The following is a 23700-nucleotide window of genomic DNA, read 5'->3' as shown; positions in this document are numbered from 1 at the left end:
GGGCGCGGCATGGCAACATGAACCGCGACGACAGAAAGTTGGAGGACAGCCGTGAGCAATGGCGATCGCAAGACCGGTGTACCCACCACCGTCACCTCGATCCCGCTGGTGGATCCGAACGCGCTACCGGCCAATCCCTCCGTTGGCGATCTGGTCAAGGACGCCACCGCACAGATGTCCACGCTCGTGCGCGCCGAGGTCGAGCTCGCCAAGGCGGAGATCACCCGCGACGTGAAGAAGGGCCTCACCGGCAGCGTCTTCTTCATCCTCGCGCTGGTTGTGCTGTTCTACTCGACGTTCTTCCTCTTCTTCTTCCTCGCCGAGCTGCTGGACACCTGGCTGTGGCGCTGGGTGGCCTTCCTGATCGTCTTCCTGCTGATGGTGGTCACCACCGCGGTGTTCGCCCTGTTCGGGTATCTGAAGGTCCGCCGGATCCGCGGACCGCAGAAGACCATCGAATCGGTCAAGGAAGCGCGCGAGGCATTCACCCCCGGCCACGACAGGTCACCGGCCAAGGTCGCCACCACGGGCACCCCGCCGCCCACTGATCCCTCCGGCTGGTGATGGCTCAACCGGATCCCTCGGTCACCCGCATCGCGGGGCCGTGGCGGCATTTCGACGTTCACGCCAACGGAATCCGGTTCCACTGTGTCGAATCGACCCATGACCGTGATGCGCGCGCCGAGTCGGCGGCGGGCGCGTCGCGGCCGTTGGTGATCTTGCTACACGGTTTCGGCTCGTTCTGGTGGTCGTGGCGCCACCAGCTGCGCGGTCTGTCCGGCGCCCGGGTGGTCGCCGTCGATCTGCGGGGTTACGGCGGCAGCGACAAGCCCCCGCGCGGCTACGACGGCTGGACCCTCGCCGGTGACACCGCCGGGTTGATCCGGGCGCTCGGCCACAGCTCGGCCACGCTGGTGGGGCACGCCGACGGCGGCCTGGTGTGCTGGGCGACAGCGGTGTTGCATCCGCGGGCGGTGCGGGCGATCGCACTGGTGAGCTCGCCGCATCCCGCCGCACTGCGGGCCTCGGCGCTCGGAAGGCGCGACCAGGGCCGCGCCCTGCTGCCGACGCTGCTGCGGTATCAGCTACCGATCTGGCCCGAGCGCGCCCTCACCCGGCACAACGCCGACCTGCTCGAGCATCTGGTGCGCAGCCGCGCATCCGGTAAATGGCTTGCTTCCGAGGACTTTTCGGAAACCATCGCGCACATGCGCCGGGCCATCCAGATCCCGTCGGCGGCGCACTCCGCGCTGGAGTACCAGCGCTGGGCGGTGCGCAGCCAACTGCGCAGCGAGGGTTGGCGATTCATGAAGCTGATGAACCGTCCGCTCGTCGTTCCGCTGCTACACCTGCGCGGCGACGCAGACCCCTACGTGCTCGCCGACCCGGTGGACCGCACCCAGCGGTACGCGCCCCGCGGCAGGTTCGTGGCGGTCTCGGGCGTCGGGCACTTCGCCCACGAAGAGGCCCCCGACGAGGTCAACGATCACCTGCGGCGGTTCCTCGGGCAGGTCTACGACACCACTAGGTGACGCAGGCCCCGGTGGCCACCTTGGCGGTGTTGCCGATCTTGGCCAGCTGCCGCGACACCTCGTTGGCCGTCAGCACGAAACCGGTGTCATTGTCGTCGACTGCGGCGCCGAACACGACGCCGAGCACCTGGCCCGCCCGGTTGATCATCGGTCCGCCCGAGTTGCCTTGGCGCACAGTTCCTCTGATTGTGTACACCTCGCGGTTGACCGTCGTCGTGCGGTAGATGTCCGGCCCGTTGAGCTCGATGGTCTCGCGTACCCGCGCCGGAGTCGCCGCGAACTCGCCGCCACCGGGATAGCCCAGCACGACCGCGTCGGTGCCGGATTTGGCCGGCTGGTCGGCGAACACCAGCGGGCGCTGCGGCAGGTTCGGGACGTCCAGGATGGAGATGTCCTCGTTGGGGTCATATGACACCACGGTCGCGTCGTAGGTCTGCCCTTCGGCTTCCACGGTGACACTGTCCGAGCCTGCGACCACGTGCGCGTTGGACATCACCCGGTTCGGGGCGATCACGAAACCGGTGCCCTCCAGTACCTTTTGGCATCCGGGCGCCACGCCGCGGATCTTCACCACGCTGGCACGCGCATTGCCGACAACCAGGCTGTCGGCCAGCGATGCGTCGGGGGCGTCCACGGCCTGAATGGGAGTGCGGCCGAAGGGCTGCAAGACATCCGGCAGCCCCGAGGTGCGCAGCAGTGCCGACATCCGCTTGGGCACGGCCTTGAGCCACTCGGGTGCGTACTTGTCCACCTCGGCAAGCACTTTCGAGCCGCGCGTGGCAGCGGCCAGGTTCGGCTGGTCCGACGACGTCAGCGGGCTGGCGAGCAGCCACGCCGCGACCATCACCACCAGCAGCTGCACAGCCACGCCGATCACCGAGTCGACGGTGCGGACCGCACGGTTGCGGATCGCGCCGCGTACCGCCCGGCCGAGCACCACTCCGGCCACCTCACCGACGACCACCAGAGCCAGGATCAAGAACAGTGCGGCAAACAGCTTGGCCCGCGGTGAGCTGATGTGGCTGACGATGTGGGGTGCGAGCATCACTCCGGCGATGGCGCCGAGGATGACGCCGACGAACGACATCAGTGAACCCAGCGCGCCGGACCGCCAGCCCGAGACGGCCGCCACCAACGCCACCGCCAGCACGGCGATGTCCAGCCATTGCGAACTCGTCACAGGGGCTCCTCACTGCTTCCGACGAGCGCCATGGCCTCGTCCAACTCCCGGACGTCCTCGCTGTTCCACGGTTGCGACCAACCGGCCACATCGAGCATCGCTGAGATTACGTGTCCGGTGAACCCCCACACCAACATCTGGTTGAGCAGAAATGCCGGCCCCGCCAGGCCGCGTCCAGCGCCCGTGCGGTAAACCATCAGCCGGTTCTCAGGATTGATGAACGCCCGCACCGGAACTCGCGCGACGAGCGCGGTCTCACCCTTGTCGACGACGGCCACCGGGCCCGGATCCGGTGAGTACGCCAGCACCGGTACGACATGAAAACCCGAGGGCGGGATGAACATTCGCTCGAGGACGGCCAGCGGATGCAGGCGGTCGGGGTCAATGCCGGTCTCCTCCTGCGCTTCTCGCAGCGCAGTGCCCACCGGCCCGTCGTCCCCCGGGTCGGCCGCCCCGCCGGGAAACGCGGCCTGGCCGGCATGGTGGCGCAGCGAGCCTGCCCGCACCGTCAGCAACAGATCGGCGTCGTCGGGCAACCGGCCGTCGGTGTAACCGGAGCTCGGCCCGGAGAACAACACGAGCACGGCGGCGTCGCGTGCATTGGTCCCGGCCTCGCGCGCTTCGACAACCGCCGCCAACAGCTCAGGGGGAACCTTGCGGCGATACGCATGCGGAACACGGTCGACGTTGTCGACCAACGGTGCCAGCCAGGGCGGCCGGTACTCCGGGGTGAGCGCGCCCAAGCCTGCCGATCGGGGGGAACCCTGGGTCACCGGCGCGTCTCTCTCGTCTGTCGTCACTGCATTGCATTCTTCACCGCGGCAGCGATCTCGTCGGCACTGGTGAACGCCTGCGGCAGGATTTTGGCAACGCTACCGTCCGCGCGCAGTATGACGGTCGCGGGCATCACGTTGGGCACTCCCAACGCCGCGGCGATCCGGCGCTGGCCGTCCTGCAGCGTGGGTAGTCGCACGCCGAGCTCGGCCAGTCGCAACAGGCCGGCCGTCTCGTTCTCATCCTGATGCACGGTCACCACGGCCACGTCCGGCCCGACTCGGCGCTGGTAGTCCGCCATCGCAGGCAGTTCCTCCGTGCACGGCCCGCACCAGTAGGCCCAGAGGTTGAGCACCACCGGGCGACCGGCCAGCGCGCGGGCCACATCTACCTGTGCGCCGTCGCCCGCACACTCGACGACGATGCCGCGCAACTCCTTCGGCCCGGGGTTGTCGGCCGCGGCCGGGCACGGCGGCAGGTCGGCGCGCCGGCGCGGCTCGGCCAGCGCCTCGGGCGTGTCGGCGTCGCGGTGTGTCCGCGATAGCTGGGCACCCGGCGAACCGCCCGACCCCGACGGGGTGTCGCCGAGTTCGAGGGCAAATGCTGCGATCAGGGCGGCCGCCACCGCGAGCACCACCAGCGTCCAGCGGGTCGACGTCGTCATCAGTGCAGTCGGGCCGAAACGTCAGAGACCGGCCAGGGCCAGCAGATGCTCGGTCTCGGGGCCCTTGACCAGCGGCGCGGCGGTCAGCGGATCGGTGGGCCCGAGACCGAAGGACGGGCAGTCCTTGGCCAGCACACACACTCCGCAGGCCGGCTTTCGGGCATGGCAGACCCGTCGGCCGTGAAAAATCACTCGATGGCTCAGTAATGTCCACTCACTGCGCTCGATCAGGTCGCCCACGATGTGTTCGACCTTGACCGGGTCTTCCTCGGCGGTCCACCGCCAGCGGCGGACGAGGCGGCCGAAATGGGTGTCAACGGTGATACCGGGAATGTTGAAGGCATTGCCCAAGATCACGTTGGCGGTCTTGCGGCCCACGCCGGGCAATGTCACCAGTTCGTCGAGGGTGCGCGGTACTTCGCCGTCGAACCGCTCGACGAGTTCCTGGCCCAGCCGGATCAGTGAATTGGCCTTGTTTCGGTAGAAGCCGGTGGGCCGGACCAACTCCTCGAGTTCGGTGCGGTCCGCCTGCGCGTAGTCGAGGGCGGTGCGGTACTTCTTGAACAGCGCCGGCGTGGTCCGGTTGACGCCCTTATCGGTGGACTGCGCCGACAGAATCGTGGCGACGGTCAGTTCCAGCGGGTTGGTGAAGTCGAGCTCGCAGTAGACGTGCGGAAACGCCGTGGCCAAGGTGCGGTTCATCCGTCTGGCGCGCCGGACCAGGCCCAGATGGGTTTCGGAGTCCCACTTCTTTGCTTCCGCCTTGCTCGCGGCCGGCGGGGTCGCAGCGCCGCCAGCGGTCTTGCGCCTGGTTGACGGGCTGTTCGTGGTCACGATGCAAGGGTACTGACTCCGGTCCGGCGAGCTGCGGACTGACCGGTGACAATTCGTGATCCCGCTGAGACCTTGCCCGTGTTTACTTTCCCCCGTGACCTGGTTGCTCGCGGTATGTGTCCCCGGGCTTTTGATGCTGTCGACGTTCGGGTTGCAAAGACTTGAGGAGGCCTTGCACGTCGATCGCAAGGCCGCCGACGAGGTCACCGAATATCTGGAACGGGCCGCCACGACGCCGGCCGCGCACCTTGTGCCGCGCACCGAACCCGCGCCAAGACGGGCCGACACACCGTCCCGACTGGCCGATGACGAGCCCGGTTTGCCGACGCGCTCACACGCCTACGCACGTCCCAATCCGCAATTTCACCGGACTCAGTACGCCAATCGTGTGTAGCGTTGGCACGTCGAAAGACCGGCAACGACTAGACTGACAGTGCCCGGCCACACAGCTGGCCTGCGCATTTCATATCACCGAAGACTTTAAGAGGGGCGACGTGGACGAGATCCTGGCGAGGGCCGGAATCTTCCAGGGAGTTGAACCCAGCGCTGTTTCCGCGCTGACGAAACAGCTTCAGCCGGTTGACTTCCCGCGGGGACATACGGTCTTCGCCGAGGGTGAGCCCGGCGACCGGCTGTACATCATCATCTCCGGGAAGGTGAAGATCGGCCGCCGCTCGCCGGACGGCCGGGAAAACCTGCTGACAATCATGGGTCCGTCGGACATGTTCGGTGAGCTGTCGATCTTCGATCCGGGCCCGCGGACGTCTAGCGCCACCACCATCACCGAGGTACGCGCAGTCTCCATGGACCGCGACGCGCTGCGGGCGTGGATCGCCGACCGGCCCGAGATCGCCGAGCAGTTGCTGCGGGTGCTGGCTCGCCGCCTGCGCCGCACCAACAACAACCTCGCCGACCTGATCTTCACCGATGTCCCGGGGCGCGTCGCCAAGCAGCTGCTGCAGCTGGCACAGCGATTCGGCACCCAGGAGGGCGGCGCACTGCGGGTCACCCACGACCTCACGCAGGAGGAGATCGCCCAGCTTGTCGGCGCCTCACGCGAGACGGTGAACAAGGCGCTGGCCGATTTCGCCCACCGCGGGTGGATCCGCCTGGAGGGCAAGAGCGTGCTGATCAGCGACAGCGAGCGGTTGGCTCGCCGAGCGAGGTAAGCGCGGACGGAGCTTGCGGAGCCCGGGCGCAACCAAGCGAGAATCGGCACAGTGCGAGGTAAGCGCGGACGGAGCTTGCGGAGCCCGGGCGCAACCAAGCGAGAATCGGCACAGTGCGAGGTAAGCGCGGGCGGAGCTTGCGGAGCCCGGGCGCAACCAAGCGAGAATCGGCACAGTGCGAGGTAAGCGCGGGCGGAGCTAGCGGAGCCCGGGCGCAACCAAGCGAGCATCGGCACAGTGCGAGGTAAGCGCGGGCGGAGCTAGCGGAGCCCGGGCGCAACCAAGCGAGAATCGGCACAGTGCGAGGTAAGCGCCCGCCGACGTCACGCCCGCAGGTAGTCCAGCTGGGCGCGCACCGATTTCTCGGCCGCGTCCCATAATTCCTCGTTCACGTCGGTGTAGACGTGCTCGACAACCTGGCGCGCACTGGCGTCCTCACCCAGCACCCGCAGAGCCTGGCGTACCTGATCGAGCCGTTCCTCGCGATGCGCGAGATACATCGCAGTGACGGCTTCGAGGTCGTCGAGGTCGGGACCGTGGCCCGGCAGCACAGTGCGACGTCCGAGCCCCTGCAGCCGGCGCAGGGATTCCAGGTACTGAGTCAGGCTGCCGTCCTCGTCGTCGATGACGGTGGTCCCCCGGCCCAGCACGGTATCGGCGGTCAGCACCGGACCTTTCCCGGCGCTGCGCTTGCCCTTGGCGCCATCGACCAGGAACGACAATGAGTCGGCGGTGTGACCCGGGGTGGCCATCACGGTGATCCGCAGGCCGGCGGCGTCGATGACTTCGCCGTCGCTCAGCGGACCGCCGAGCCCGCGCAGGAACCCGCTGCCCACCGAGCGCACCACCGCACCCGTGCGGTCGACGATCTTGTCGATGCCGCCGGTGTGGTCCTCGTGCTTGTGACTGATCAGCACCAGCGAAATGGTGCCGAGTTCGGCGAGCCTGCCGATGTGCTCGTCGTCGTCGGGACCCGGGTCGACGATCACCATCTCGTCGCTGCCGGGCCCGCGCAGCACCCACGTGTTGGTGCCGTCCAGCGTCATGATCCCGGGGTTGTTGCACAGCAGTACGGAGGCCGATTCGGTCACCGGCCGCAGAATCCCGTACGCCGGATGGGTCATTCCACCTCGGCGATGAGCTCGACCTCCACCGGCGCGTTCAGCGGCAGCTCGGAGACTCCGACCGCGGAGCGGGCGTGCGTGCCGGCCTCGCCGAACACCTCACCCAGGAACTCCGAGGCCCCGTTGATGACACCGGGCTGACCGGTGAATCCGGGTGCCGACGCGACGAACCCGACGACCTTGACCACTCGCGTCACGTTGTCGAGACCCACCAGCGCGTCGATGGCGGCCAGCGCATTGAGCGCGCACAACTGCGCGGCCTGCTTGGCCTGCTCTGCCGTCACCTCGGCGCCTACCTTGCCGGTGTGGATGAGGCTGCCCGATTCGGTCGGCAGCTGGCCAGAGGTGTAGATGAGATTGCCCGTCCGCACTGCGGGCACGTACGCCGCCAGCGGCTTGGCGGGCGTCGGGAGAGTCAGGCCGAGCTCGGCCAGTTTCTGGGATGCGGTCACTTGGGCCGCTTCAGGTACGCGACGTGTTGTTCACCGGTAGGACCGGGGAGGACGGCGACCAGTTCCCAGCCGTCGGCGCCCCACTGGTCGAGGATCTGCTTGGTCGCGTGGGTCAGCAGCGGAACCGTGGCGTATTCCCATGTCGTCGGTTGACTCATGACCGAAGCCTATCGCCCGCTCCCTTTGCCGCCGGGGCCCACAGGGGCTTGGCTAGCATGCACTGATGGCGACCACATCGAGCGACGGCAGCTCTCTGGCCTGGCCCTCCCGTCTGACCAAGGCGCGTCTGCACTTCGTGACGGGCAAAGGCGGTACCGGCAAGACCACGGTCGCGGCGGCGCTCGCGCTGACCCTGGCCGCCGGCGGTCGCAGGGTGCTGCTGGTGGAAGTCGAAGGGCGGCAAGGCATTGCGCAGCTGTTCGATGTTCCGCCGCTGCCGTACGAGGAGCTGAAGATCGCCACCGCCGAGGGCGGCGGCCACGTCAACGCGCTGGCTGTCGACATCGAGGCGGCGTTCCTGGAGTACCTCGACATGTTCTACAACCTGGGTCTGGCCGGCCGGGCGATGCGCCGGATCGGTGCCATCGAGTTCGCGACGACCATCGCGCCGGGTCTACGGGACGTCCTGCTCACCGGCAAGATCAAGGAGTCGGTGGTGCGACTGGACCGCAACAAGCGTCCGGCGTACGACGCGATCGTCGTCGACTCTCCCCCGACCGGCCGGATCGCCCGGTTCCTCGACGTCACGAAGGCCGTCTCGGACCTGGCCAAGGGCGGGCCGGTGCACTCGCAGGCCGACGGCGTGGTCAAGCTGCTGCACTCCGAACAGACCGCGATCCATTTGGTCACCCTGCTCGAGGCGCTGCCGATCCAGGAGACCATCGAGGCCATCGAGGAACTCAAAGAGCTCGACCTGCCCATCGGCAGCGTGATCGTGAACCGCAACATTCCGCCGTTCCTGCCGCCCGACGACCTCGCGAAGGCCGCCGAGGGTGACATCGATGCCGACGCGGTCCGCGCCGGGCTCGACAAGGTGGGCATCAACCTGGCCGACGACGACTTCGCCGGGCTGCTGACGGAGACCATCGAGCACGCCAGCCGGATCAAAGCCCGCTCGGAAAGCGCCGAGCAACTCGACCGCCTCGAGGTCCCGCGCCTGGAGCTACCGACGATCGCCGACGGGGTGGATCTGGGAAGTTTGTACGAGTTGGCGGAAACGCTTGCGCAGCAAGGCGTCCGATGAGCGGAGCGAAGACGACCATTAGAGGAAGCCGATAGATGAGCACCACTCCCCCAGTACTCGACATGAAGTCGATCCTGGCCGACAAGTCCAATCGGGTCGTGGTGTGTTGCGGCGCCGGTGGCGTCGGCAAGACCACCACCGCGGCGTCGATGGCCTTGCGGGCCGCCGAATACGGCCGAACCGTCGTGGTGTTGACCATCGACCCGGCCAAGCGGCTGGCGCAGGCCTTGGGAATCGAGGAGCTCGGCAACACCCCGCAGCGGGTGCCGCTGGCCCCCGAGGTGACCGGCGAGCTCTACGCGATGATGCTCGACATGCGCCGGACGTTCGACGAGATGGTCGTCGAATACTCGGGATCCGAACGCGCACAGTCGATTCTGGACAACCAGTTCTATCAGACCGTCGCCACGTCACTGGCCGGCACGCAGGAATACATGGCCATGGAGAAGCTCGGCCAGTTGCTCGGGCAGGACCGCTGGGATCTGGTGGTGGTGGACACCCCGCCGTCGCGCAACGCCCTGGACTTCCTCGACGCACCGAAGCGGCTCGGCAGCTTCATGGACGGCCGCCTCTGGCGGTTGCTCCTGGCACCCGGTCGCGGCTTCGGCAAGCTGGTGACTGGTGTCGTCGGCCTGGCGATGAAGGCCATGTCGACCATCCTCGGTTCGCAGATGCTCTCGGACGCTTCGGCTTTCGTGCAATCGCTGGACTCGACGTTCGGCGGTTTCCGCGAGAAGGCGGACCGCACCTACGAGTTGCTCAAGCGGCGCGGCACTCAGTTCGTGGTGGTGTCGGCGGCTGAGCCGGATGCGCTTCGCGAGGCGTCGTTCTTCGTCGACCGGCTCTCCGCGGAGGGCATGCCGTTGGCGGGGCTGATCCTCAACCGCACCCACCCGACGCTGTCCGCGCTGACCGTGGAGCGAGCCATCGACGGCATCGAGGAGTTGGAAGCCGCTGGCCCGGATAACGGGAATCAGCTTGCGGCGGCGGTCCTGCAGATCCACGCGGACCGGGCGCAGACCGCCAAGCGGGAAGTCCGGTTGTTGTCGCGGTTCACCGGTGCCAACCCGCATGTACCGGTGGTCGGCGTGCCCTCGCTACCGTTCGATGTGTCGGATCTCGACGCCCTGCAGGCGATCGCCGATCAGATCACGGGCGAGACCGCGTAAAGAGAGTCCCGGCCGATCGGCCGGGACTCCTCGCGAAAATTAGCTGACGCTACGGTGCTTGCGCTGCGCGGCGAAGAATTCCGACCAGGACACCACCTCGGGGTGCTGCTTGAGCAGTGCACGACGCTGACGCTCCGTCATGCCGCCCCAGACCCCGAATTCCACACGATTGTCGAGCGCATCCGCGCCACACTCGGCCATGACCGGACAGTGACGGCAGATGACCGCGGCTTTGCGCTGGGCGGCGCCGCGGACAAATAGCTCGTCAGGGTCGGTTGAGCGGCACAGAGCTCGCGAAACCCAGGCAATCCGGGCTTCCCCGTCCGCACCTGGAATGGATCCGTGCAAAAGCGCTGCGCTTGGCTTGCGAACAGCGGTCCGAATACCTGACACCGACGATCCCCTTCGTCCGGCCGCGGTCTGCGGCTGACAATCTTCTGGTGTAGGCCGCGTATGCGATCTACGCCACATTGCGACTTGGAGTGTTACCTGTATCGCACTGTCTGTTTAAGTTAGGTGGTCAGGTATCTTTTGCGCAACAGTTGAATCACAGGTTTTTTGGGACGATCGTCCAGACCGATCATGAACTGGCTTTTTCTGACTCTTGCGTAAATACCGTCGATATCCTCGTCGGCCCTGGGACGCTGCGCAAGAGCCGTCCCGGTCTCTCGTTACTCTGTAGCTCATGTCGGAACGCCCGCCAGCCGGGGCCACGATCATCAAGCTGGCCTGGTGCTGCCTGCTGGCCAGCGTGATACTGGCGGCGCTTCTATTTCCCGTGGTCGGCGGGATAGGCCTGATCTCCAACCGCGCCTCCGATGTGGTGGCCAACGGCTCCGCCCAGTTGGTCGAGGGCGAAGTGCCCGCGGTGACCACCATGGTCGATGCCAAGGGCAACCCCATCGCCTGGCTGTACTCCCAACGTCGCTTCGAGGTTCCGAGCGACAAGATCGCCGACACCATGAAGCTGGCAATTGTGTCCATCGAGGACAAGAGATTTGCCGAACATAACGGTGTCGACTGGAAAGGCACGCTGACCGGCCTGGCCGGCTACGCCTCCGGCGACGTCGACACCCGGGGCGGATCCACTCTCGAGCAGCAGTACGTGAAGAACTATCAGCTGCTGGTGATCGCCCAGACCGACGCCGAAAAGCGCGCCGCCGTGGAGACCACGCCGGCCCGCAAGCTGCGTGAGATCCGGATGGCGCTCACGTTGGACAAGACATTCACCAAGCCTGAGATTCTCACCCGTTACCTCAACCTGGTCAGCTTCGGCAACGGCGCCTTCGGCATCCAGGACGCCGCCCAGACGTACTTCGGCATCGACGCCTCACACCTGAACTGGCAGCAGGCCGCGCTTCTGGCCGGGATGGTGCAGTCGACCAGCGCGCTGAACCCGTACACCAACCCCGACGGCGCGCTGGCGCGCCGCAATCTCGTGCTGGACACGATGATCGACAACGTCCCGGGTAAGGCTGACGAGCTGCGGGCCGCCAAACAGGAACCGCTGGGCATCCTGCCGCAGCCGAACGAACTGCCGCGCGGCTGCATCGCCGCCGGCGACCGCGCGTTCTTCTGCGATTACGTGCAGGAGTACCTCGCACGGGCCGGCATCAGCAAGGACCAGCTCGCCAGGGGCGGCTATCTGATCAAGACCACGCTGGATCCCGATGTCCAGAATTCGGTGAAGAGCGCCGTCGACTCGCTTGCACCGCCGGACATCAACGGCATCGCCAGCGTCATGAGTGTCGTGCTGCCGGGCAAGGACGCGCATCCGGTGGTCGCGATGGTCAGTAACCGGACCTACGGTCTGAACTCCGCGGTCGGGGAAACCATGCAGCCGCAACCCTTTTCGCTCGCCGGCGACGGCGCGGGCTCGATCTTCAAGATCTTCACCACGGCCGCGGCGCTGGATATGGGCATGGGAATCAACGCCAACCTCGACGCCCCTGCCCGCTTCGAGGCCAAAGGCCTCGGCAGCGGCGGCGCCAAAGGCTGCCCGCGTGACACCTGGTGCGTGCAGAACGACGGCAACTACCGCGGATCGATGAGCGTCACCGACGCGCTGGCCCAGTCGCCCAACACCGCGTTCGCCAAGCTGATCTCCCAGGTGGGCGTCCAGCGCACCGTCGACATGGCGGTCAAGCTGGGCTTGCGTTCCTACGCCGAGCCCGGCACCGCGCGCCCGTACGACCCGGAGACCAACGAGAGCCTCGCCGACTTCATCAAGCGGCAGAATCTCGGATCGTTCACGCTGGGCCCGATTCAGGTCAACGCGCTCGAGCTGTCCAACGTCGCGGCCACGCTGGCCTCCGGCGGCACCTGGTGCCCACCCAATCCGGTCGACAAGCTCTTCGACCGCAACGGCAACGAGGTCTCGGTCACCACCGAGACCTGCGATCAGGTGGTTCCGGAAGGGTTGGCCAACACGCTGTCCAACGCGCTGAGCAAGGACGACGTCAGCGGTACCGCGGCCGGGTCGGCCCGCTCGGTGGGCTGGGACCTGCCGAGCTCCGGTAAGACCGGCACCACCGAGGCGCACCGGTCCTCGGGTTTCCTCGGCTACACCAACCGGTACGCGGCGGCCGCCTATATCTATGACGACTCCAGCACCCCGTCGGATCTCTGTTCCTTCCCGCTGCGGCAGTGCGGCGACGGCAACCTTTACGGCGGTAACGAGCCCGCCAAGACCTGGTTCACGGCGATGAAGCCGATCGCGACGAACTTCGGCGACGTCGCGCTGCCGCCCACCGATCCGCGGTACGTCGACGGCGGACCGGGCTCCCGGGTGCCCACGGTGTCGGGCCTGACCCAGGACGCGGCACGTACCCGCCTGAAGGAATCGGGCTTCCAGGTGGCCGACCAGGCCACCCCGGTCAACAGCACATCCCCGGCCGGCACGGTGGTCGGCACATCGCCGGGTGGGCAGACGATTCCCGGCTCGATCATCACGATCCAGATCAGCAATGGCATACCGCCTGCGCCGCCGCCTCCTCCGCCGGGGGCGCCGCCGATACCGGGGCTCGACGGAGCGCCGTTTGGGCAGACCGTGGTCGAGATCCCCGGACTGCCGCCGATCACCGTTCCGCTGCTGGCTCCGCCGCCGCCACCACCATGATCGGGTGAAGGGCGGGCAGGGGCAGTATTCTTGCGCGTATGGCTGTGCCGTCCGCTGTGAAGTCGTCCGCTCTCGTAGCTGCCGGCTCGGCCGCGCTTGCGGTCGGCTACGCCACGGTGATCGAACGCAACGCGTTCGTGGTCCGCGAAGTGACGATGCCGGTGCTCTCGCCCGGCTCCACCCCGCTGCGGGTGCTGCACCTCAGCGACATCCACATGCGTCCGACCCAGCGGCACAAGCAGGCCTGGCTGCGTGAGCTGGCCCGCTGGGAGCCCGACCTGGTGGTCAACACCGGCGACAACCTGTCGCACCCCAAGGCAGTGCCCGCGGTGGTGCAGGCGGTCGGAGACCTGCTGTCGGTGCCGGGTGTCTTTGTGTTCGGCAGCAACGACTATTTCGCCCCGAAGTTCAAGAACCCCGCGCGGTACTTGTACGACAGCAAAGGTCGTATCCACGGCAAACCGCTGCCCTGGCAGGACCTGCGCGCGGCGTTCACCGAGCGTGGCTGGCTGGATCTGACCCATAATCGCCGCGACTTCGAGGTGGCCGGGCTGACAATCGCCGCCGCCGGGGTCGACGATCCGCATCTGGGCCGGGACCGCTACGACACGATCGCCGGCCCGCCGTCGGCCGCAGCCAACCTGAGCCTCGGCGTCGCGCACGCCCCCTACACCCGGGTGTTGGACCGTTTCGCCGCCGACGGTTATCAGCTGATCATGGCCGGACACACCCACGGCGGGCAGGTGTGCCTGCCCTTCTACGGCGCCCTGGTCACCAATTGCGATCTGGACCGGTCCCGCGTCAAGGGTGCCTCGCGCTGGGGCGCCGATACCGGCCTCCATGTATCGGCGGGCATCGGCACATCGCCGTTCGCGCCGTACCGATTCTGCTGTCGTCCCGAAGCCACCCTGCTGACCTTGGTGGCCGCGCCGACCGGCGGGCATGACCAGACGCGAAGCGTGGTGCGTTCCAGCCCCACCGCCTCGGTGCGGTGAGCGCCGCCTGCTGTCTCAGCCGGCGATGACGTCGGTCGCCGCCCACACCCGGCCACGCGGCTGGGTGGACAACGCCATCCGGTTGATCGAGGCCGACAGCCGGCGCAGCGCGGATACCCATCTGCTGCGTTACCCGCTGCCGGCGTCGTGGAGCGGTGGCGTCGACATCGCGCTCTATCTCAAGGACGAATCGACCCACATCACCGGCAGCCTCAAGCACCGGTTGGCTCGGTCGCTGTTTCTCTACGGGCTGTGCAACGGCTGGATAAGCGAGCACACCACCGTCGTCGAGGCGTCCTCGGGATCGACGGCGGTGTCCGAGGCCTACTTCGCCGCGTTGTTGGGGCTTCCGTTCGTCGCCGTGATGACCGCATCGACGAGCGCGTCGAAAGTGAAGCTGATCGAGGCGCAGGGCGGGCGGTGTCATTTCGTCGACGAACCCGGCGAGGTGTACACGGCGGCGCAGCGGATCGCCGAGGAGACCGGCGGCCACTACCTGGACCAGTTCACCAACGCCGAGCGGGCCACCGACTGGCGGGGAAACAACAACATCGCCGAGTCGATCTACCACCAGATGAGTGCCGAACGCCATCCAATTCCGACGTGGATCGTGGTGGGCGCCGGGACCGGGGGCACCAGCGCGACGATCGGGCGCTATGTCCGGTATCGACGCCATGAGACGAAGCTGTGCGTGGTGGACCCGGAGAACTCGGCGTTCTTCCCGTCCTACGCGCACGGCCGCGATGTCGTCACCGGTGCGCCGTCGCGGATCGAGGGCATCGGCCGTCCGCGGGTGGAACCGTCGTTCCTGCCGGAGATCGTCGACCGCATGGTGAGCGTGCCCGATGCCGCGTCGATCGCGGCGGCCCACCATGTGTCACGGGTCTTGGGACGTCGCGTGGGGCCCTCGACGGGAACCAACGTCTGGGGCGCGTTCGGCCTGCTGGCCGAGATGGTCGCGGCCGGGGTCGGTGGTTCGGTGGTCACGCTGATCGCCGACAGCGGCGACCGCTATGCCGACACCTACTACGACGCCGAGTGGTTAGCGGGTCACAACCTCAATCCCGGCGAGCACGCGGACGCGCTGGCCGAGTTCGAACGTTCCTGCGGCTGGGTCTGGTCCGGCTCGTCGACGACGTCGTAGTCACCGGTCACCACCAGCCACAGCGCTGCGAGCAGGAAGAAACCCCCGTACACCACGGCCCCCAAAGCGGTCATCATCCGCCCCACCTTTCGCTGCTCGGCGCATTTGTGTCGCCGTCAGTTTCCATAACGCCACCGACAAGTCAGATCCATCCCGCGACACGCCGTGAACTTCGCCGAGGGCCCGACAAGCCGTTTGGCTTCTCACCCGTCGCGTGCGATACGCTGTCGAGGCTTCACGCGGGGTGTGGCGCAGCTTGGTAGCGCGCTTCGTTCGGGACGAAGAGGTCGTGGGTTCGAATCCCGCCACCCCGACTCCAGTTGATGCAGCTAGTGGCCCTGATCCGGGTAAGCCGGTCAGGGCCTCTTGCGTAAAACGGCGTAGGCGGGTCAGACCGTCTCAGCCGCGCACGCCAGAGCGGCGGTCACAAATGCGTCGCGGACCGGATCGGCGACAGCAGCATCCCAGATCAGCGTGACCCCAGCCGGTGCCAGATCCTCGATGGGGACGACGCAGACGTCAGGCCGCCGGTAGAACGCTGTTGCCGACCGCGGGAGGATCGCGAATCCTTCGTGCGCGGCGACGCGTTCGAGTTTCTCCTCCATGGTGGACGCGATGCGGTGACCACCGCGGCGGTGTTCGGGCATCGCGAGGGCGCACCATTCCGGTATCAGGGCGGGATCCTGCAGAGGGCGGTACGAGGCCAGCTCGGAGAGCCGCACCGACCGACGGCGGGCAAGGGGGTCGTCGGCGGGCAGCAGCGCGTCGCGCGGTTCCTCGAGGAGCGCCGCAGCCCCGAGCCCGCGGTGGTCGATGGGCTCGCGGGCGTAGACCACGTCGAGAGTGCGGTTACGCACCGATTCGAGCTGTGCGGCCCAACCAATCGGGACCACCTCCGCACGGTGGGCCGGGTTTGCCGCTGCGAAGCTCCGCACGGCCGCGGTCGCCAACAGGCCGGGCATTACGCCGACCCTGACGACTCGGGTGCTACTCGCAGCTCGAGTGAGCCTGTCCTGCAATGCCTTTGACTCTGACAGCAAGAAGCGCGCATCCTGCAGCAACTGGCTGCCCGCGTCAGTGAGTGTGGTACCTCGGGTGTCACGGATCAGCAGTCGGACGCCGAGCTCGTCCTCGAAGGCCCGAATCTGACGAGAAAGCACCGGCTGGGCGATGTGCAGCCGGCGGGCGGCGCGACCGAAGTTCAGCTCCTCGGCCACCGCGACGAAGTATCGAAGCTTGCGCATGTCCAGGTCGGGACCGCTCATACCCCGAGGGTATCGCTCGGCGACGAAGAGAGTCTTGGACGTACGCGGTCGCGCGGCGGACCGTTGAATCATGAGCCTGAAGCACACCAACGTCCTCGTCATCGGCGGCACCTCCGGTATCGGCCTCGGCGTCGCACACGCCGTGGCCGACCGCGGCGCCACCCCGTATGTCGCGTCTCGCCATCAGACCGGCGTCGACCGTGCGCTGGCGGAATTGCCCGACGGAGCGCGCGGGGCCACCGTCGACCTCACGGACCCCTCGGCCCTCGACCGGCTCGCCGCCGATGTCGGCGACCTTGACCATCTGGTGTACACGGCCGGCGAATCACTCGAATTGGCTGCGCTCGCAGACCTCACACCGGCGGTCGTCAACGGCTTCCTGCAAACGCGGTTCGTCGGCGCTTTGAGCGCGGCACGGGTATTCGGCCCTCGACTGCGCAGTGGTGGCTCGATCACATTGACCAGTGGCACGGCAGCGTGGGACCCCGGCTACGGCCCGCTCCCATCCAGTCTGTGCGGAGCGATGAACGCATTGACCACCGCGCTCGCGGTCGAGCTCGCCCCGATCCGGGTCAACGCGGTCGCACCGGGGATGATCCGCACCCCGCTGTGGGATGAGATGGCGCAAGCCGATCGAACCGCGCTCTTCGACCAAGAGGCGCAACGGATTCCATTGGGTCGCATCGGTGAGGTGGACGACGCGGTGCTCGCCTACATCTACTGCATGGAGCAGACGTTCGGCACCGGCACCGTCATCAGGGTGGAGGGCGGTTCGCTGTTGGTCTGACACACCGCTCGTCGGAAACTACAGGCCCAGCGATTGATAGATCCCGGCACGCTCCCGGTAGGCGTCCGGCAGGGGCGCGAAGATCGTCCAGTCGTGGAACTGGCCCTTTCGCAACACGAACGTGAAGTCCGCGCCGGCCGCCGTCGCCTTGTCACGCAACCGCAGCGCCTGCTGGGTCAGCAGATCCCGAGAGCTCGAGTACACCGTGGTCGGCGGCAGTCCGGCCAGCGATCCGAAGATCGGGCTGACGACGGGATCGGTTGTGGCGAGATCGCCCGCCCACGTCAGAAGGTTGTTGTCGTGGCCATCGTGGGGATTGCCCAGCAGCGGGTCGTCGACCGGATTGGGGAACGTGTCGCTGAGGTCGAGCGCCGGGGCCAGCAGCAGCAGGCGATGCGGCTGGGTGCCGGTGCGCTTGACGATCTTCTGCAGGGCGGCCAAGGCGATGGTGCCGCCGGCCGAGTCACCCATCACGCTCACGTTGTCCGAACCGTGCGCGGCAATCTGCGCGCCGATGAAGTCGGCCATCACCGGGATGTCGGTTGCGGCAGTGCCAACGGGGGCAAGGGTATACAGCGGGACCACGATCGTAGCGTGCGTGTCGCGGGCCATGTCGGTGTAGGTCCACCAGTGGAAGATGCTGATCTGGCCGATGAACGAGCCGCCGTGAATGGCCACCACGTACTGGCCGCTGGGATCGTGCGGCGTCAGCGTCCACACGGCCATGCCTTCGTATTCGGTCTTCTGCGCTGTGATCCCGGACAGCAGGAAGAAGTCCGGCTTCCCGTCGGTGAAGAACGGGATCTGCGCGCTGGTTCCACTGAGGCTGAATGGCAGATTGAAGGTCTTGGTCACGAAATTGATGACGCGTAGGCCGGCCACCACTGCGCGCTGGAAGATCGTGGGTGGCGGACCGCTGTACAAATTCTCGTCGACCGGCGGTGCCGCCTCGGCGGGCACCGCCTCTGCTCTCGCGGTCGCCCTGGCCGACGAGGCGTGTGCGACGGCATCGATGCTGGGACTTACCACCAAAGACGTTGTGGCAGATGGCTTTACTGTTGCCAACGCAGGCGAGACGGAGTCCTGGTCGTCGCGCCGGGTGGCGCCGAGAACCGAGAGTGCCACCGCCACGACGTTGGGTGCCTTGGGCGTGGGGGCAGTGGGCGTGAGCCGCACCGGATTCGAAACCACCGACAGCGCTTGGGATTTCGCTGCCGAACGAGGTCTTTGTCGCGCGCTGGACGCGGAGGTGCTCTTGGTCGACGACGCCGCCGACGACGACGGACTGTCCGACCCGGATCCGGTATCCGCCCACGCGACGCCTTGAGCAGCCAGTGCTATGCCCGCACCTACTCCAAGGGCAGCGGCAAGGCCGCCGATTCGTCCGACGAACACGCCTGCTGCCATGGCCCGACCTCCCGACGACGCTGTGGTTAGGCCGAACGTAGCAGGACTGCCCTGGTCGCAAAGCGATTTGTCGACGTGGCCGGCCAGGCGAGCACAGGCAAAAACCGTTCGCCGGCTCATACGGCGAACGGTCCAGCCTCAACGGCTGCGCGTCAGAACGGTGGTGGCGGCAGCCCCGGCGGGGGCGGCAGTGGGGGCGGGCCGGGTAGCGGCGGCGAGCCCGGCAGGAACGGAATCCACGGCGGCGGCGGCAGCGCGGGTGGCGGCGGCAGCGGCGGCGGTCCGATCGCGGGCGGCGGAGGCAGCGGGCCGAGCGCCGGTGGCGGCGGCAGCGCAGGGGCTGCCGGTGGCGGAGGCAACACCGGAGCTGCCGGCAACGCGGCAACCGCGGGTGGCGGTGGCAGCGCGGGGGCCGCCGGAGGCGGAGGCAACACCGGCGCTGCCGGCAACGCAGCTGCCGCCGGAACCGCTGCTGCGGCAGGAACCGCGGCTGCCGCCGGAGCCGCCGCGCCCGTCAAGGCCGCGAGCGGGTTGCCACTCTGGAAAGCGGAGAACACCAGCGCAGAGCCCACACTGCCGGCCACCGCGGTAGTACCACCGATCGCCCCATTGGCGATCGGCACCCCGATGGCGAGCCCGACGTTCTGCGCGGCCTGGTCCTGGGCGGTCTGGCGGGCCTCGTCCACCGAACGACCGATGGTGTTGTTGTATGTATTCGTCAAGCTGTCGAGGTACGTCTGCAGATCCGACCCCTGATCAGCCGTCGCGCTGGGGGCGGCTGCACCCGTACCGGCCGCCGCAAACAAGGTCCCCAGCGACAACGAAGTCGCAGCCACCGCTCGAAGCGATGTATGACGAAGGCTCATATCGGCCTCCTTCCTGATGGCGCCATAGTATCGGGCTGGGCGATAAACCGACACTTACGTTTTTCTAAGCTATCGGGAATCCGGCCAGCAACGTGACAAAGCTCAGTTCAGGAACACCGTCATGCAGGCGTCACAGTGCTGTCGCGGCCGCCCGACCCGCGGCACGCCCGGAAAACAGGCAGCCGCCGAGGAACGTTCCTTCCAATGCGTTGTATCCGTGCACGCCACCGCCGCCGAAGCCGGCGACCTCCCCCGCCGCGTACAGCCCGTCGATCGGCTGGCCGTCCGTTCCGATGGCCCGCGACGACAGATCGGTCTGGATACCGCCGAGAGTCTTTCGCGTCAGGATGTGCAGCTTCACCCCGATCAGCGGCCCCGCGGCCGGGTCGAGAATCCGGTGCGGTGCGGCGGTCCGGCCGATGCGGTCGCCGATGTAGCGACGAGAGTTGCGAATGCCTTGCACCTGAGCGTCTTTGGAGTACGGGTTTGCCATCTGCAGGTCGCGCGACTCGATCTGTCGGCGAATCAGCCCGGCATCCAGCAGCGGTTCGTCGGTGAGCGCATTCATCTTCGCCACCAGTTCGTCGAGACCGTCGGCCACCGCGAAGTCCGCTCCGTTGCGCTTGAAGGCCTCCACCGGCGCCGGCGCACCCTTGCTGAACAACCGCTCCTTGAGGAATCCGGTGCGGTCCTTGCCGGTGATGTCGGGGTTCTGCTCGGAACCCGACAGGGCGAACTCCCGCTCGATCATCTTCTGGGTCAGGATGAACCAGCTGTGGTCGTACCCGGCGATCTCCGGGGTGGTGCGCAGATAGCGCAGCGTGCCCAGGGTGTCGTAGCCGGGCAGGTACGGCTGGGGCAGCCGCCGGCCCAGTGCGTCGAACCACATCGATGACGGTCCCGGCAGAATCCGGATGGCGTGCTTCGGCCAGATCGGATCCCAGTTCTGCACACCTTCGGTGTAGTGCCACATCCGGTCTCGGTTGACCAGGCGCACGCCGGAGCCGGCGGCGATGTCGAGCATCCGCCCGTCGACGTAGGCCGGCACACCGGTGATCATCGACGTGGGCGGTGTGCCCATCCGCTGCGGCCAGTAGCGCCGCACGATGTCGTGGTTCCCACCGATGCCACCGGTGGTGACGATTACGGCCTGAGCATGAAATTCGAAGTCGCCCAGTCGATCCCGATTCGACGGCGCACCGCGTGGTGCGTCGTCAGGCGCCAGCACCGTGCCCCGCACGCCGGTTGTGGCACCGTCCGCGATGACCAGTTCGTCGACCCGGTGCCGGTGCCGGAAGATCACCAGGCCGCGCTCGGCGGCAGCCAGTGCGGAGTTGACGAACGGCTCGACCACGCCGGTGCCGGTGCCCCAGGCGACGTGGAAGCGCGGCACCGAGTTTCCGTGCCCGTCGGCGCGGAGGTCACCCCGCTCAGCCCAGCCGACGGTCGGCAGGAACGTGATGCCGTGCCCCAGCAGCCAGGAGCGTTTTTCACCGGCGGCGAAGTCGACGTAGGCGCGGGCCCACCGCACCGCCCAACTGTCCTCGTCGTCGACCCGGTCGAATTGCGCACTTCCGGACCAGTCACCCCAGGCGAGCTCGAGACTGTCCTTGACACCCAGCCGACGCTGCTCGGGGGTGTCGACCAAGAACAGGCCACCGAACGACCAGAACGCCTGACCGCCGAGGTTGGCCTGGTTCTCCTGGTCGAGCAGCAGCACCTTTTTACCGCGGCTGGTCAGTTCGTGGGTGGCGACCAAACCGGCCAGGCCGGCGCCGATCACGATGACGTCTGCGTCCATTTGATCTGAACCCTTCGGTGTCGACAGAGGATTATCGTCCCCCCATGCCGGAAATCAGTTTCGATCGGTGGTCTCGGCCACTGGCTGCTCCGCTGGGTTTGGGCCCCGGTCGCTGCGACGTCTCGGTGTCCGCTTGCTCACACAAGGAAAACCGCAACTGGAGTGACGGACGGGGTTTAGCTCCTCGCCTCTGCGGGGACAAGCTTTCAGTGACGCTTGCTCCCATAGTTGTAGAACCGCGCCTCCCTGAAGCTCGTGGGCCGGTATCGATGGCCGTCCTCGAGCTTCTCACCGAACGTGCGCCGCGCAACTATCTGCAGCGGATCGAAGCATCGCTCCATGACTCCGATCCTTACGGCATCGACATCCAGCTTGCGCTCTACGTCTGCTACGAGCTGCACTACCGCGGGTTTGCCGGAGTCGATCCCGGTTGGGAGTGGAACCCGGGACTTCTGTATCTGCGCGCCCAACTCGAAGAGACGTTCCTGACCGCTGTGCAGCGCGACGTCGGTGACATCGGTCCCGAAGACACGGCCGACGCCGAGATGGCGAAGCTGACGATCGAACCGGCGGACGGCACCGGCCCGTCCTACTATCTGCGCAGCAAGGGCACCTGGGAGCAGATGCAGGAGTACTTCGTGCATCGCTCGCTCTACCACCTCAAAGAGGGCGACCCGCACGCGTGGGCCATCCCCCGGCTGACCGGACTGGCCAAGTCGGCGTTCGTGGCCATCGAGTTCGACGAATTCGGCGGTGGCAGAAGCGATCACGCGCACCAGCAGCTCTTCGCCGACCTGATGGTCGCCGCTGGCCTCGACGCGAGCTACCTCGGCTACATCGACGCGGTGCCCGCCGCGTCGCTGACCGTGGTGAACCTGATGTCGATGTTCGGACTGCACCGTGCGTATCGGGGCGCTGCCATCGGACACTTCGCCTCCACCGAGATCACCTCGTCGCCGGGGTCGCGTCGACTGGTCGATGCCATGGAGCGGATGGGTGCGCCGGACACGTGTGCACAGTTTTACCGTGAGCACGTGGAGGCTGACGCCGTACACGAGCAGGTGGTCCGCACCGACGTCGTAGGCGATCTGGTGAGCCGGGAGCCGGCGCTGGAGCGGGATGTCATCTTCGGAATCCGGGCCCACCTGGTGGTGGAGGACCGGCTAGCCGATCACCTGATGCGATGCTGGACCGGCGGACGCAGCTCGCTACGCCGGCCGCTGAGCAGCTGACGACTCGCCGTCGCCGGTACGCCGGCGACGGCGATGACTGGTGTCACACAGCGGATAGGTCTTGCTGCGCTTGCACATACAGATCGCGACCATGAAGCGGTCGGACTCGACGACGGAGCCGTCGGGCATCTCGATCCGCACCGGCCCCTGCACCATCATGGGGCCGCCGCTGACGATCCGGACCACCCGGGGTTCGTCGTCGCTCACCGCTTTTCCGCGCGAATCACCACGATTTCCTCCTCCCGCCTGCCGGCGGGCAGCATACCGATCCTCTCCATCCACGACGCCCGGGCGCTCAGCACCGGCCCGAACGGAATGACCTGACGCAGAACAACGTCCGCGTCCAGACCAGCGGACCGCAAGCGGCTCAGCGACTGATCGGTGTCCGAGAACTCCGACTGCACGATCAGCATCGTTCCATTGTTGCTCAGGAATTCCGCGGCCGAGTCACACAGCGGATTCAGAACCTGGCGGCCGTCGACGCCGGCATTCCAGGCCGTCGACGGACCCACTTCGGCGGAGATCTCCTCAAGGTGGGCATCGGGACTCGTTGGCACATAAGGCGGATTGGAGACGACGAGATCGAACGGACCGGCTGCGAGGGCGTCGCCCCAGGTGCCCAGCCGCGTTTCAACTCCGACACCGGCCTCTTCGGCGTTGTCGGCGGCACATCGAACCGCCTTGGGGCAGATGTCGAATGCGGTGACGCTATCGGCGCCCAGCTGCGCGGCCGAAATCGCGATCACGCCGCTTCCAGTGCACAGATCAACCACACGGCGACCGGGGACAGCGCCAAATATGGTCATGGCTTCGATGAGTAACTGCGAATCCTGTTGCGGCGCATAGACGCCGGGAACAGCTGCAACCGAACTTTCAAGGTCGGGGTAGAGAATGGTCAACATTGGCCTTTCGACAGTCGATCGCGCCCGTGTTTTCTCACCGCG

At 67.1% G+C, this 23700-nt stretch carries 26 protein-coding genes and 1 tRNA gene; 13 read left to right on the top strand and 14 right to left on the bottom strand.

Going from position 1 to position 23700, the window contains the following annotated elements; all coding sequences use genetic code 11:
* Nucleotides 1–51: 51 nt before the first annotated feature.
* The gene (locus G6N32_RS02055) at nt 52–564 is read left to right on the top strand and encodes a phage holin family protein (protein WP_036341835.1); all 513 of its coding nucleotides are present in this window, start codon (nt 52–54) and stop codon (nt 562–564) included.
* Nucleotides 564–1532, top strand: a complete 969-nt coding sequence (locus G6N32_RS02050) for an alpha/beta fold hydrolase (protein ID WP_115317573.1) — start codon at nt 564–566, stop codon at nt 1530–1532. The genes G6N32_RS02055 and G6N32_RS02050 overlap by 1 nt, the downstream gene beginning before the upstream one ends.
* Here G6N32_RS02050 and marP read toward each other — a convergent pair.
* From marP to nth, 4 genes are read right to left on the bottom strand one after another with little or no spacing between them, the layout of a single operon-like run.
* Nucleotides 1525–2712, bottom strand: coding sequence for an acid resistance serine protease MarP (gene marP, locus G6N32_RS02045; protein ID WP_115317574.1), 1188 nt, complete (start codon nt 2710–2712; stop codon nt 1525–1527). The genes G6N32_RS02050 and marP overlap by 8 nt on opposite strands.
* A complete protein-coding gene (locus G6N32_RS02040; RefSeq protein WP_172507255.1) occupies nt 2709–3485 on the bottom strand; it encodes an NUDIX hydrolase in 777 nt (258 codons plus the stop codon). Before G6N32_RS02040 ends, marP begins: the two co-directional genes overlap by 4 nt.
* Nucleotides 3486–3508: 23 nt before the next feature.
* Complete coding sequence (locus tag G6N32_RS02035; protein WP_115317576.1) at nt 3509–4150, bottom strand: TlpA family protein disulfide reductase; 642 nt, start codon at nt 4148–4150, stop codon at nt 3509–3511.
* 21 nt (nt 4151–4171) lie between these two features.
* On the bottom strand, nt 4172–4984 hold the full coding sequence (gene nth, locus G6N32_RS02030) for an endonuclease III (protein WP_115317577.1): 813 nt from the start codon (nt 4982–4984) through the stop codon (nt 4172–4174).
* Nucleotides 4985–5078: 94 nt separating this feature from the next.
* Between nth and G6N32_RS02025 the strand changes: the two genes are divergently transcribed.
* Both G6N32_RS02025 and crp read left to right on the top strand, forming a co-directional pair.
* Nucleotides 5079–5378: a hypothetical protein gene (locus G6N32_RS02025; RefSeq protein WP_115317578.1), complete on the top strand. Its 300-nt coding sequence runs from the start codon at nt 5079–5081 to the stop codon at nt 5376–5378.
* Between the two features lie 100 nt (nt 5379–5478).
* Complete coding sequence (gene crp / locus G6N32_RS02020) at nt 5479–6153, top strand: cAMP-activated global transcriptional regulator CRP (protein WP_005138643.1); 675 nt, start codon at nt 5479–5481, stop codon at nt 6151–6153.
* 323 nt (nt 6154–6476) lie between these two features.
* On the opposite strand, the gene G6N32_RS02015 is transcribed toward crp, so the two are convergent.
* The 3 genes from G6N32_RS02015 to G6N32_RS02005 are packed head-to-tail and all read right to left on the bottom strand — an operon-like array spanning nt 6477 to nt 7887.
* Nucleotides 6477–7277: an MBL fold metallo-hydrolase gene (locus G6N32_RS02015; RefSeq protein WP_115317579.1), complete on the bottom strand. Its 801-nt coding sequence runs from the start codon at nt 7275–7277 to the stop codon at nt 6477–6479.
* Nucleotides 7274–7729, bottom strand: coding sequence for a RidA family protein (locus G6N32_RS02010; RefSeq protein ID WP_115317580.1), 456 nt, complete (start codon nt 7727–7729; stop codon nt 7274–7276). Before G6N32_RS02010 ends, G6N32_RS02015 begins: the two co-directional genes overlap by 4 nt.
* Nucleotides 7726–7887: a Sp36 family protein gene (locus G6N32_RS02005; RefSeq protein ID WP_005138621.1), complete on the bottom strand. Its 162-nt coding sequence runs from the start codon at nt 7885–7887 to the stop codon at nt 7726–7728. The genes G6N32_RS02010 and G6N32_RS02005 overlap by 4 nt, the downstream gene beginning before the upstream one ends.
* A 62-nt stretch (nt 7888–7949) precedes the next feature.
* On the opposite strand from G6N32_RS02005, the gene bagA reads away from it, so the two are divergent.
* Entirely contained in the window at nt 7950–8972 is a 1023-nt protein-coding gene (bagA, locus tag G6N32_RS02000) for an ATPase BagA (RefSeq protein WP_172507256.1), read from the top strand.
* A gap of 35 nt (nt 8973–9007) precedes the next feature.
* Complete coding sequence (gene bagB / locus G6N32_RS01995) at nt 9008–10141, top strand: ATPase BagB (protein ID WP_115317582.1); 1134 nt, start codon at nt 9008–9010, stop codon at nt 10139–10141.
* 39 nt (nt 10142–10180) lie between these two features.
* Here the strand turns inward: bagB and G6N32_RS01990 are convergent, their stop codons facing one another.
* On the bottom strand, nt 10181–10534 hold the full coding sequence (locus G6N32_RS01990) for a WhiB family transcriptional regulator (RefSeq protein WP_083120837.1): 354 nt from the start codon (nt 10532–10534) through the stop codon (nt 10181–10183).
* Nucleotides 10535–10826: 292 nt separating this feature from the next.
* Here G6N32_RS01990 and ponA2 point away from each other — a divergent pair, with 292 nt between their 5' ends.
* The 4 genes from ponA2 (at nt 10827) to G6N32_RS01970 (ending at nt 15712) form a co-directional block, all read left to right on the top strand.
* Nucleotides 10827–13259, top strand: a complete 2433-nt coding sequence (gene ponA2, locus G6N32_RS01985; protein ID WP_115317583.1) for a transglycosylase/D,D-transpeptidase PonA2 — start codon at nt 10827–10829, stop codon at nt 13257–13259.
* Nucleotides 13260–13297: 38 nt separating this feature from the next.
* Nucleotides 13298–14254, top strand: a complete 957-nt coding sequence (locus G6N32_RS01980) for a metallophosphoesterase (RefSeq protein WP_115317584.1) — start codon at nt 13298–13300, stop codon at nt 14252–14254.
* A 25-nt stretch (nt 14255–14279) separates the two neighbouring features.
* Complete coding sequence (gene cds1 / locus G6N32_RS01975) at nt 14280–15398, top strand: L-cysteine desulfhydrase Cds1 (RefSeq protein WP_115317585.1); 1119 nt, start codon at nt 14280–14282, stop codon at nt 15396–15398.
* A 240-nt stretch (nt 15399–15638) separates the two neighbouring features.
* A tRNA-Pro gene (locus tag G6N32_RS01970) sits at nt 15639–15712 on the top strand.
* A 75-nt stretch (nt 15713–15787) separates the two neighbouring features.
* On the opposite strand, the gene G6N32_RS01965 is transcribed toward G6N32_RS01970, so the two are convergent.
* Nucleotides 15788–16663, bottom strand: a complete 876-nt coding sequence (locus G6N32_RS01965) for a LysR family transcriptional regulator (RefSeq protein ID WP_115317586.1) — start codon at nt 16661–16663, stop codon at nt 15788–15790.
* A gap of 70 nt (nt 16664–16733) precedes the next feature.
* Between G6N32_RS01965 and G6N32_RS01960 the strand changes: the two genes are divergently transcribed.
* Nucleotides 16734–17450: an SDR family oxidoreductase gene (locus tag G6N32_RS01960; RefSeq protein WP_115317587.1), complete on the top strand. Its 717-nt coding sequence runs from the start codon at nt 16734–16736 to the stop codon at nt 17448–17450.
* Between the two features lie 18 nt (nt 17451–17468).
* Here the strand turns inward: G6N32_RS01960 and G6N32_RS01955 are convergent, their stop codons facing one another.
* Nucleotides 17469–18305 carry an alpha/beta hydrolase gene (locus tag G6N32_RS01955; RefSeq protein ID WP_163789086.1) on the bottom strand — a complete coding sequence of 279 codons (837 nt, stop codon included), beginning with the start codon at nt 18303–18305 and terminating at the stop codon, nt 17469–17471.
* Here G6N32_RS01955 and G6N32_RS01950 point away from each other — a divergent pair.
* Nucleotides 18298–18777, top strand: a complete 480-nt coding sequence (locus G6N32_RS01950) for a hypothetical protein (RefSeq protein ID WP_163789084.1) — start codon at nt 18298–18300, stop codon at nt 18775–18777. The genes G6N32_RS01955 and G6N32_RS01950 overlap by 8 nt on opposite strands.
* Before the next feature lie 232 nt (nt 18778–19009).
* Here the strand turns inward: G6N32_RS01950 and G6N32_RS28535 are convergent, their stop codons facing one another.
* Nucleotides 19010–19723, bottom strand: coding sequence for a hypothetical protein (locus G6N32_RS28535; protein ID WP_174901037.1), 714 nt, complete (start codon nt 19721–19723; stop codon nt 19010–19012).
* A 130-nt stretch (nt 19724–19853) separates the two neighbouring features.
* On the bottom strand, nt 19854–21524 hold the full coding sequence (locus G6N32_RS01940) for an FAD-binding dehydrogenase (RefSeq protein ID WP_115317589.1): 1671 nt from the start codon (nt 21522–21524) through the stop codon (nt 19854–19856).
* A gap of 209 nt (nt 21525–21733) precedes the next feature.
* Here G6N32_RS01940 and G6N32_RS01935 point away from each other — a divergent pair, with 209 nt between their 5' ends.
* Entirely contained in the window at nt 21734–22756 is a 1023-nt protein-coding gene (locus G6N32_RS01935) for an iron-containing redox enzyme family protein (RefSeq protein ID WP_115317590.1), read from the top strand.
* On the opposite strand, the gene G6N32_RS01930 is transcribed toward G6N32_RS01935, so the two are convergent.
* Nucleotides 22733–22963, bottom strand: a complete 231-nt coding sequence (locus G6N32_RS01930; protein WP_232077445.1) for a CDGSH iron-sulfur domain-containing protein — start codon at nt 22961–22963, stop codon at nt 22733–22735. The genes G6N32_RS01935 and G6N32_RS01930 overlap by 24 nt on opposite strands.
* Nucleotides 22960–23655 carry a HemK2/MTQ2 family protein methyltransferase gene (locus G6N32_RS01925; protein ID WP_410432973.1) on the bottom strand — a complete coding sequence of 232 codons (696 nt, stop codon included), beginning with the start codon at nt 23653–23655 and terminating at the stop codon, nt 22960–22962. Before G6N32_RS01925 ends, G6N32_RS01930 begins: the two co-directional genes overlap by 4 nt.
* Nucleotides 23656–23700: the final 45 nt, after the last annotated feature.

Origin of the sequence: Mycolicibacterium aichiense (assembly GCF_010726245.1) — a bacterium.
GTDB classification, from domain to species: Bacteria; Actinomycetota; Actinomycetes; order Mycobacteriales; family Mycobacteriaceae; genus Mycobacterium; species Mycobacterium aichiense.
This window is presented reverse-complemented; position numbering and strand designations above follow the sequence as displayed.

Bases quoted from the DNA above. Each gene is read 5' to 3' on its own strand.
- G6N32_RS01980 (WP_115317584.1), top strand. From the start codon at position 13,298: ATGGCTGTGCCGTCCGCTGTGAAGTCGTCCGCTCTCGTAGCTGCCGGC.
- G6N32_RS01960 (WP_115317587.1), top strand. From the start codon at position 16,734: ATGAGCCTGAAGCACACCAACGTCCTCGTCATCGGCGGCACCTCCGGT.
- G6N32_RS01965 (WP_115317586.1), bottom strand. From the start codon at position 16,663: ATGAGCGGTCCCGACCTGGACATGCGCAAGCTTCGATACTTCGTCGCG.
- G6N32_RS02035 (WP_115317576.1), bottom strand. From the start codon at position 4,150: ATGACGACGTCGACCCGCTGGACGCTGGTGGTGCTCGCGGTGGCGGCC.
- G6N32_RS02015 (WP_115317579.1), bottom strand. From the start codon at position 7,277: ATGACCCATCCGGCGTACGGGATTCTGCGGCCGGTGACCGAATCGGCC.
- G6N32_RS01940 (WP_115317589.1), bottom strand. From the start codon at position 21,524: ATGGACGCAGACGTCATCGTGATCGGCGCCGGCCTGGCCGGTTTGGTC.
- G6N32_RS02005 (WP_005138621.1), bottom strand. From the start codon at position 7,887: ATGAGTCAACCGACGACATGGGAATACGCCACGGTTCCGCTGCTGACC.
- bagB (WP_115317582.1), top strand. From the start codon at position 9,008: ATGAGCACCACTCCCCCAGTACTCGACATGAAGTCGATCCTGGCCGAC.
- ponA2 (WP_115317583.1), top strand. From the start codon at position 10,827: ATGTCGGAACGCCCGCCAGCCGGGGCCACGATCATCAAGCTGGCCTGG.
- G6N32_RS28535 (WP_174901037.1), bottom strand. From the start codon at position 19,723: ATGAGCCTTCGTCATACATCGCTTCGAGCGGTGGCTGCGACTTCGTTG.
- cds1 (WP_115317585.1), top strand. From the start codon at position 14,280: ATGACGTCGGTCGCCGCCCACACCCGGCCACGCGGCTGGGTGGACAAC.
- G6N32_RS02050 (WP_115317573.1), top strand. From the start codon at position 564: ATGGCTCAACCGGATCCCTCGGTCACCCGCATCGCGGGGCCGTGGCGG.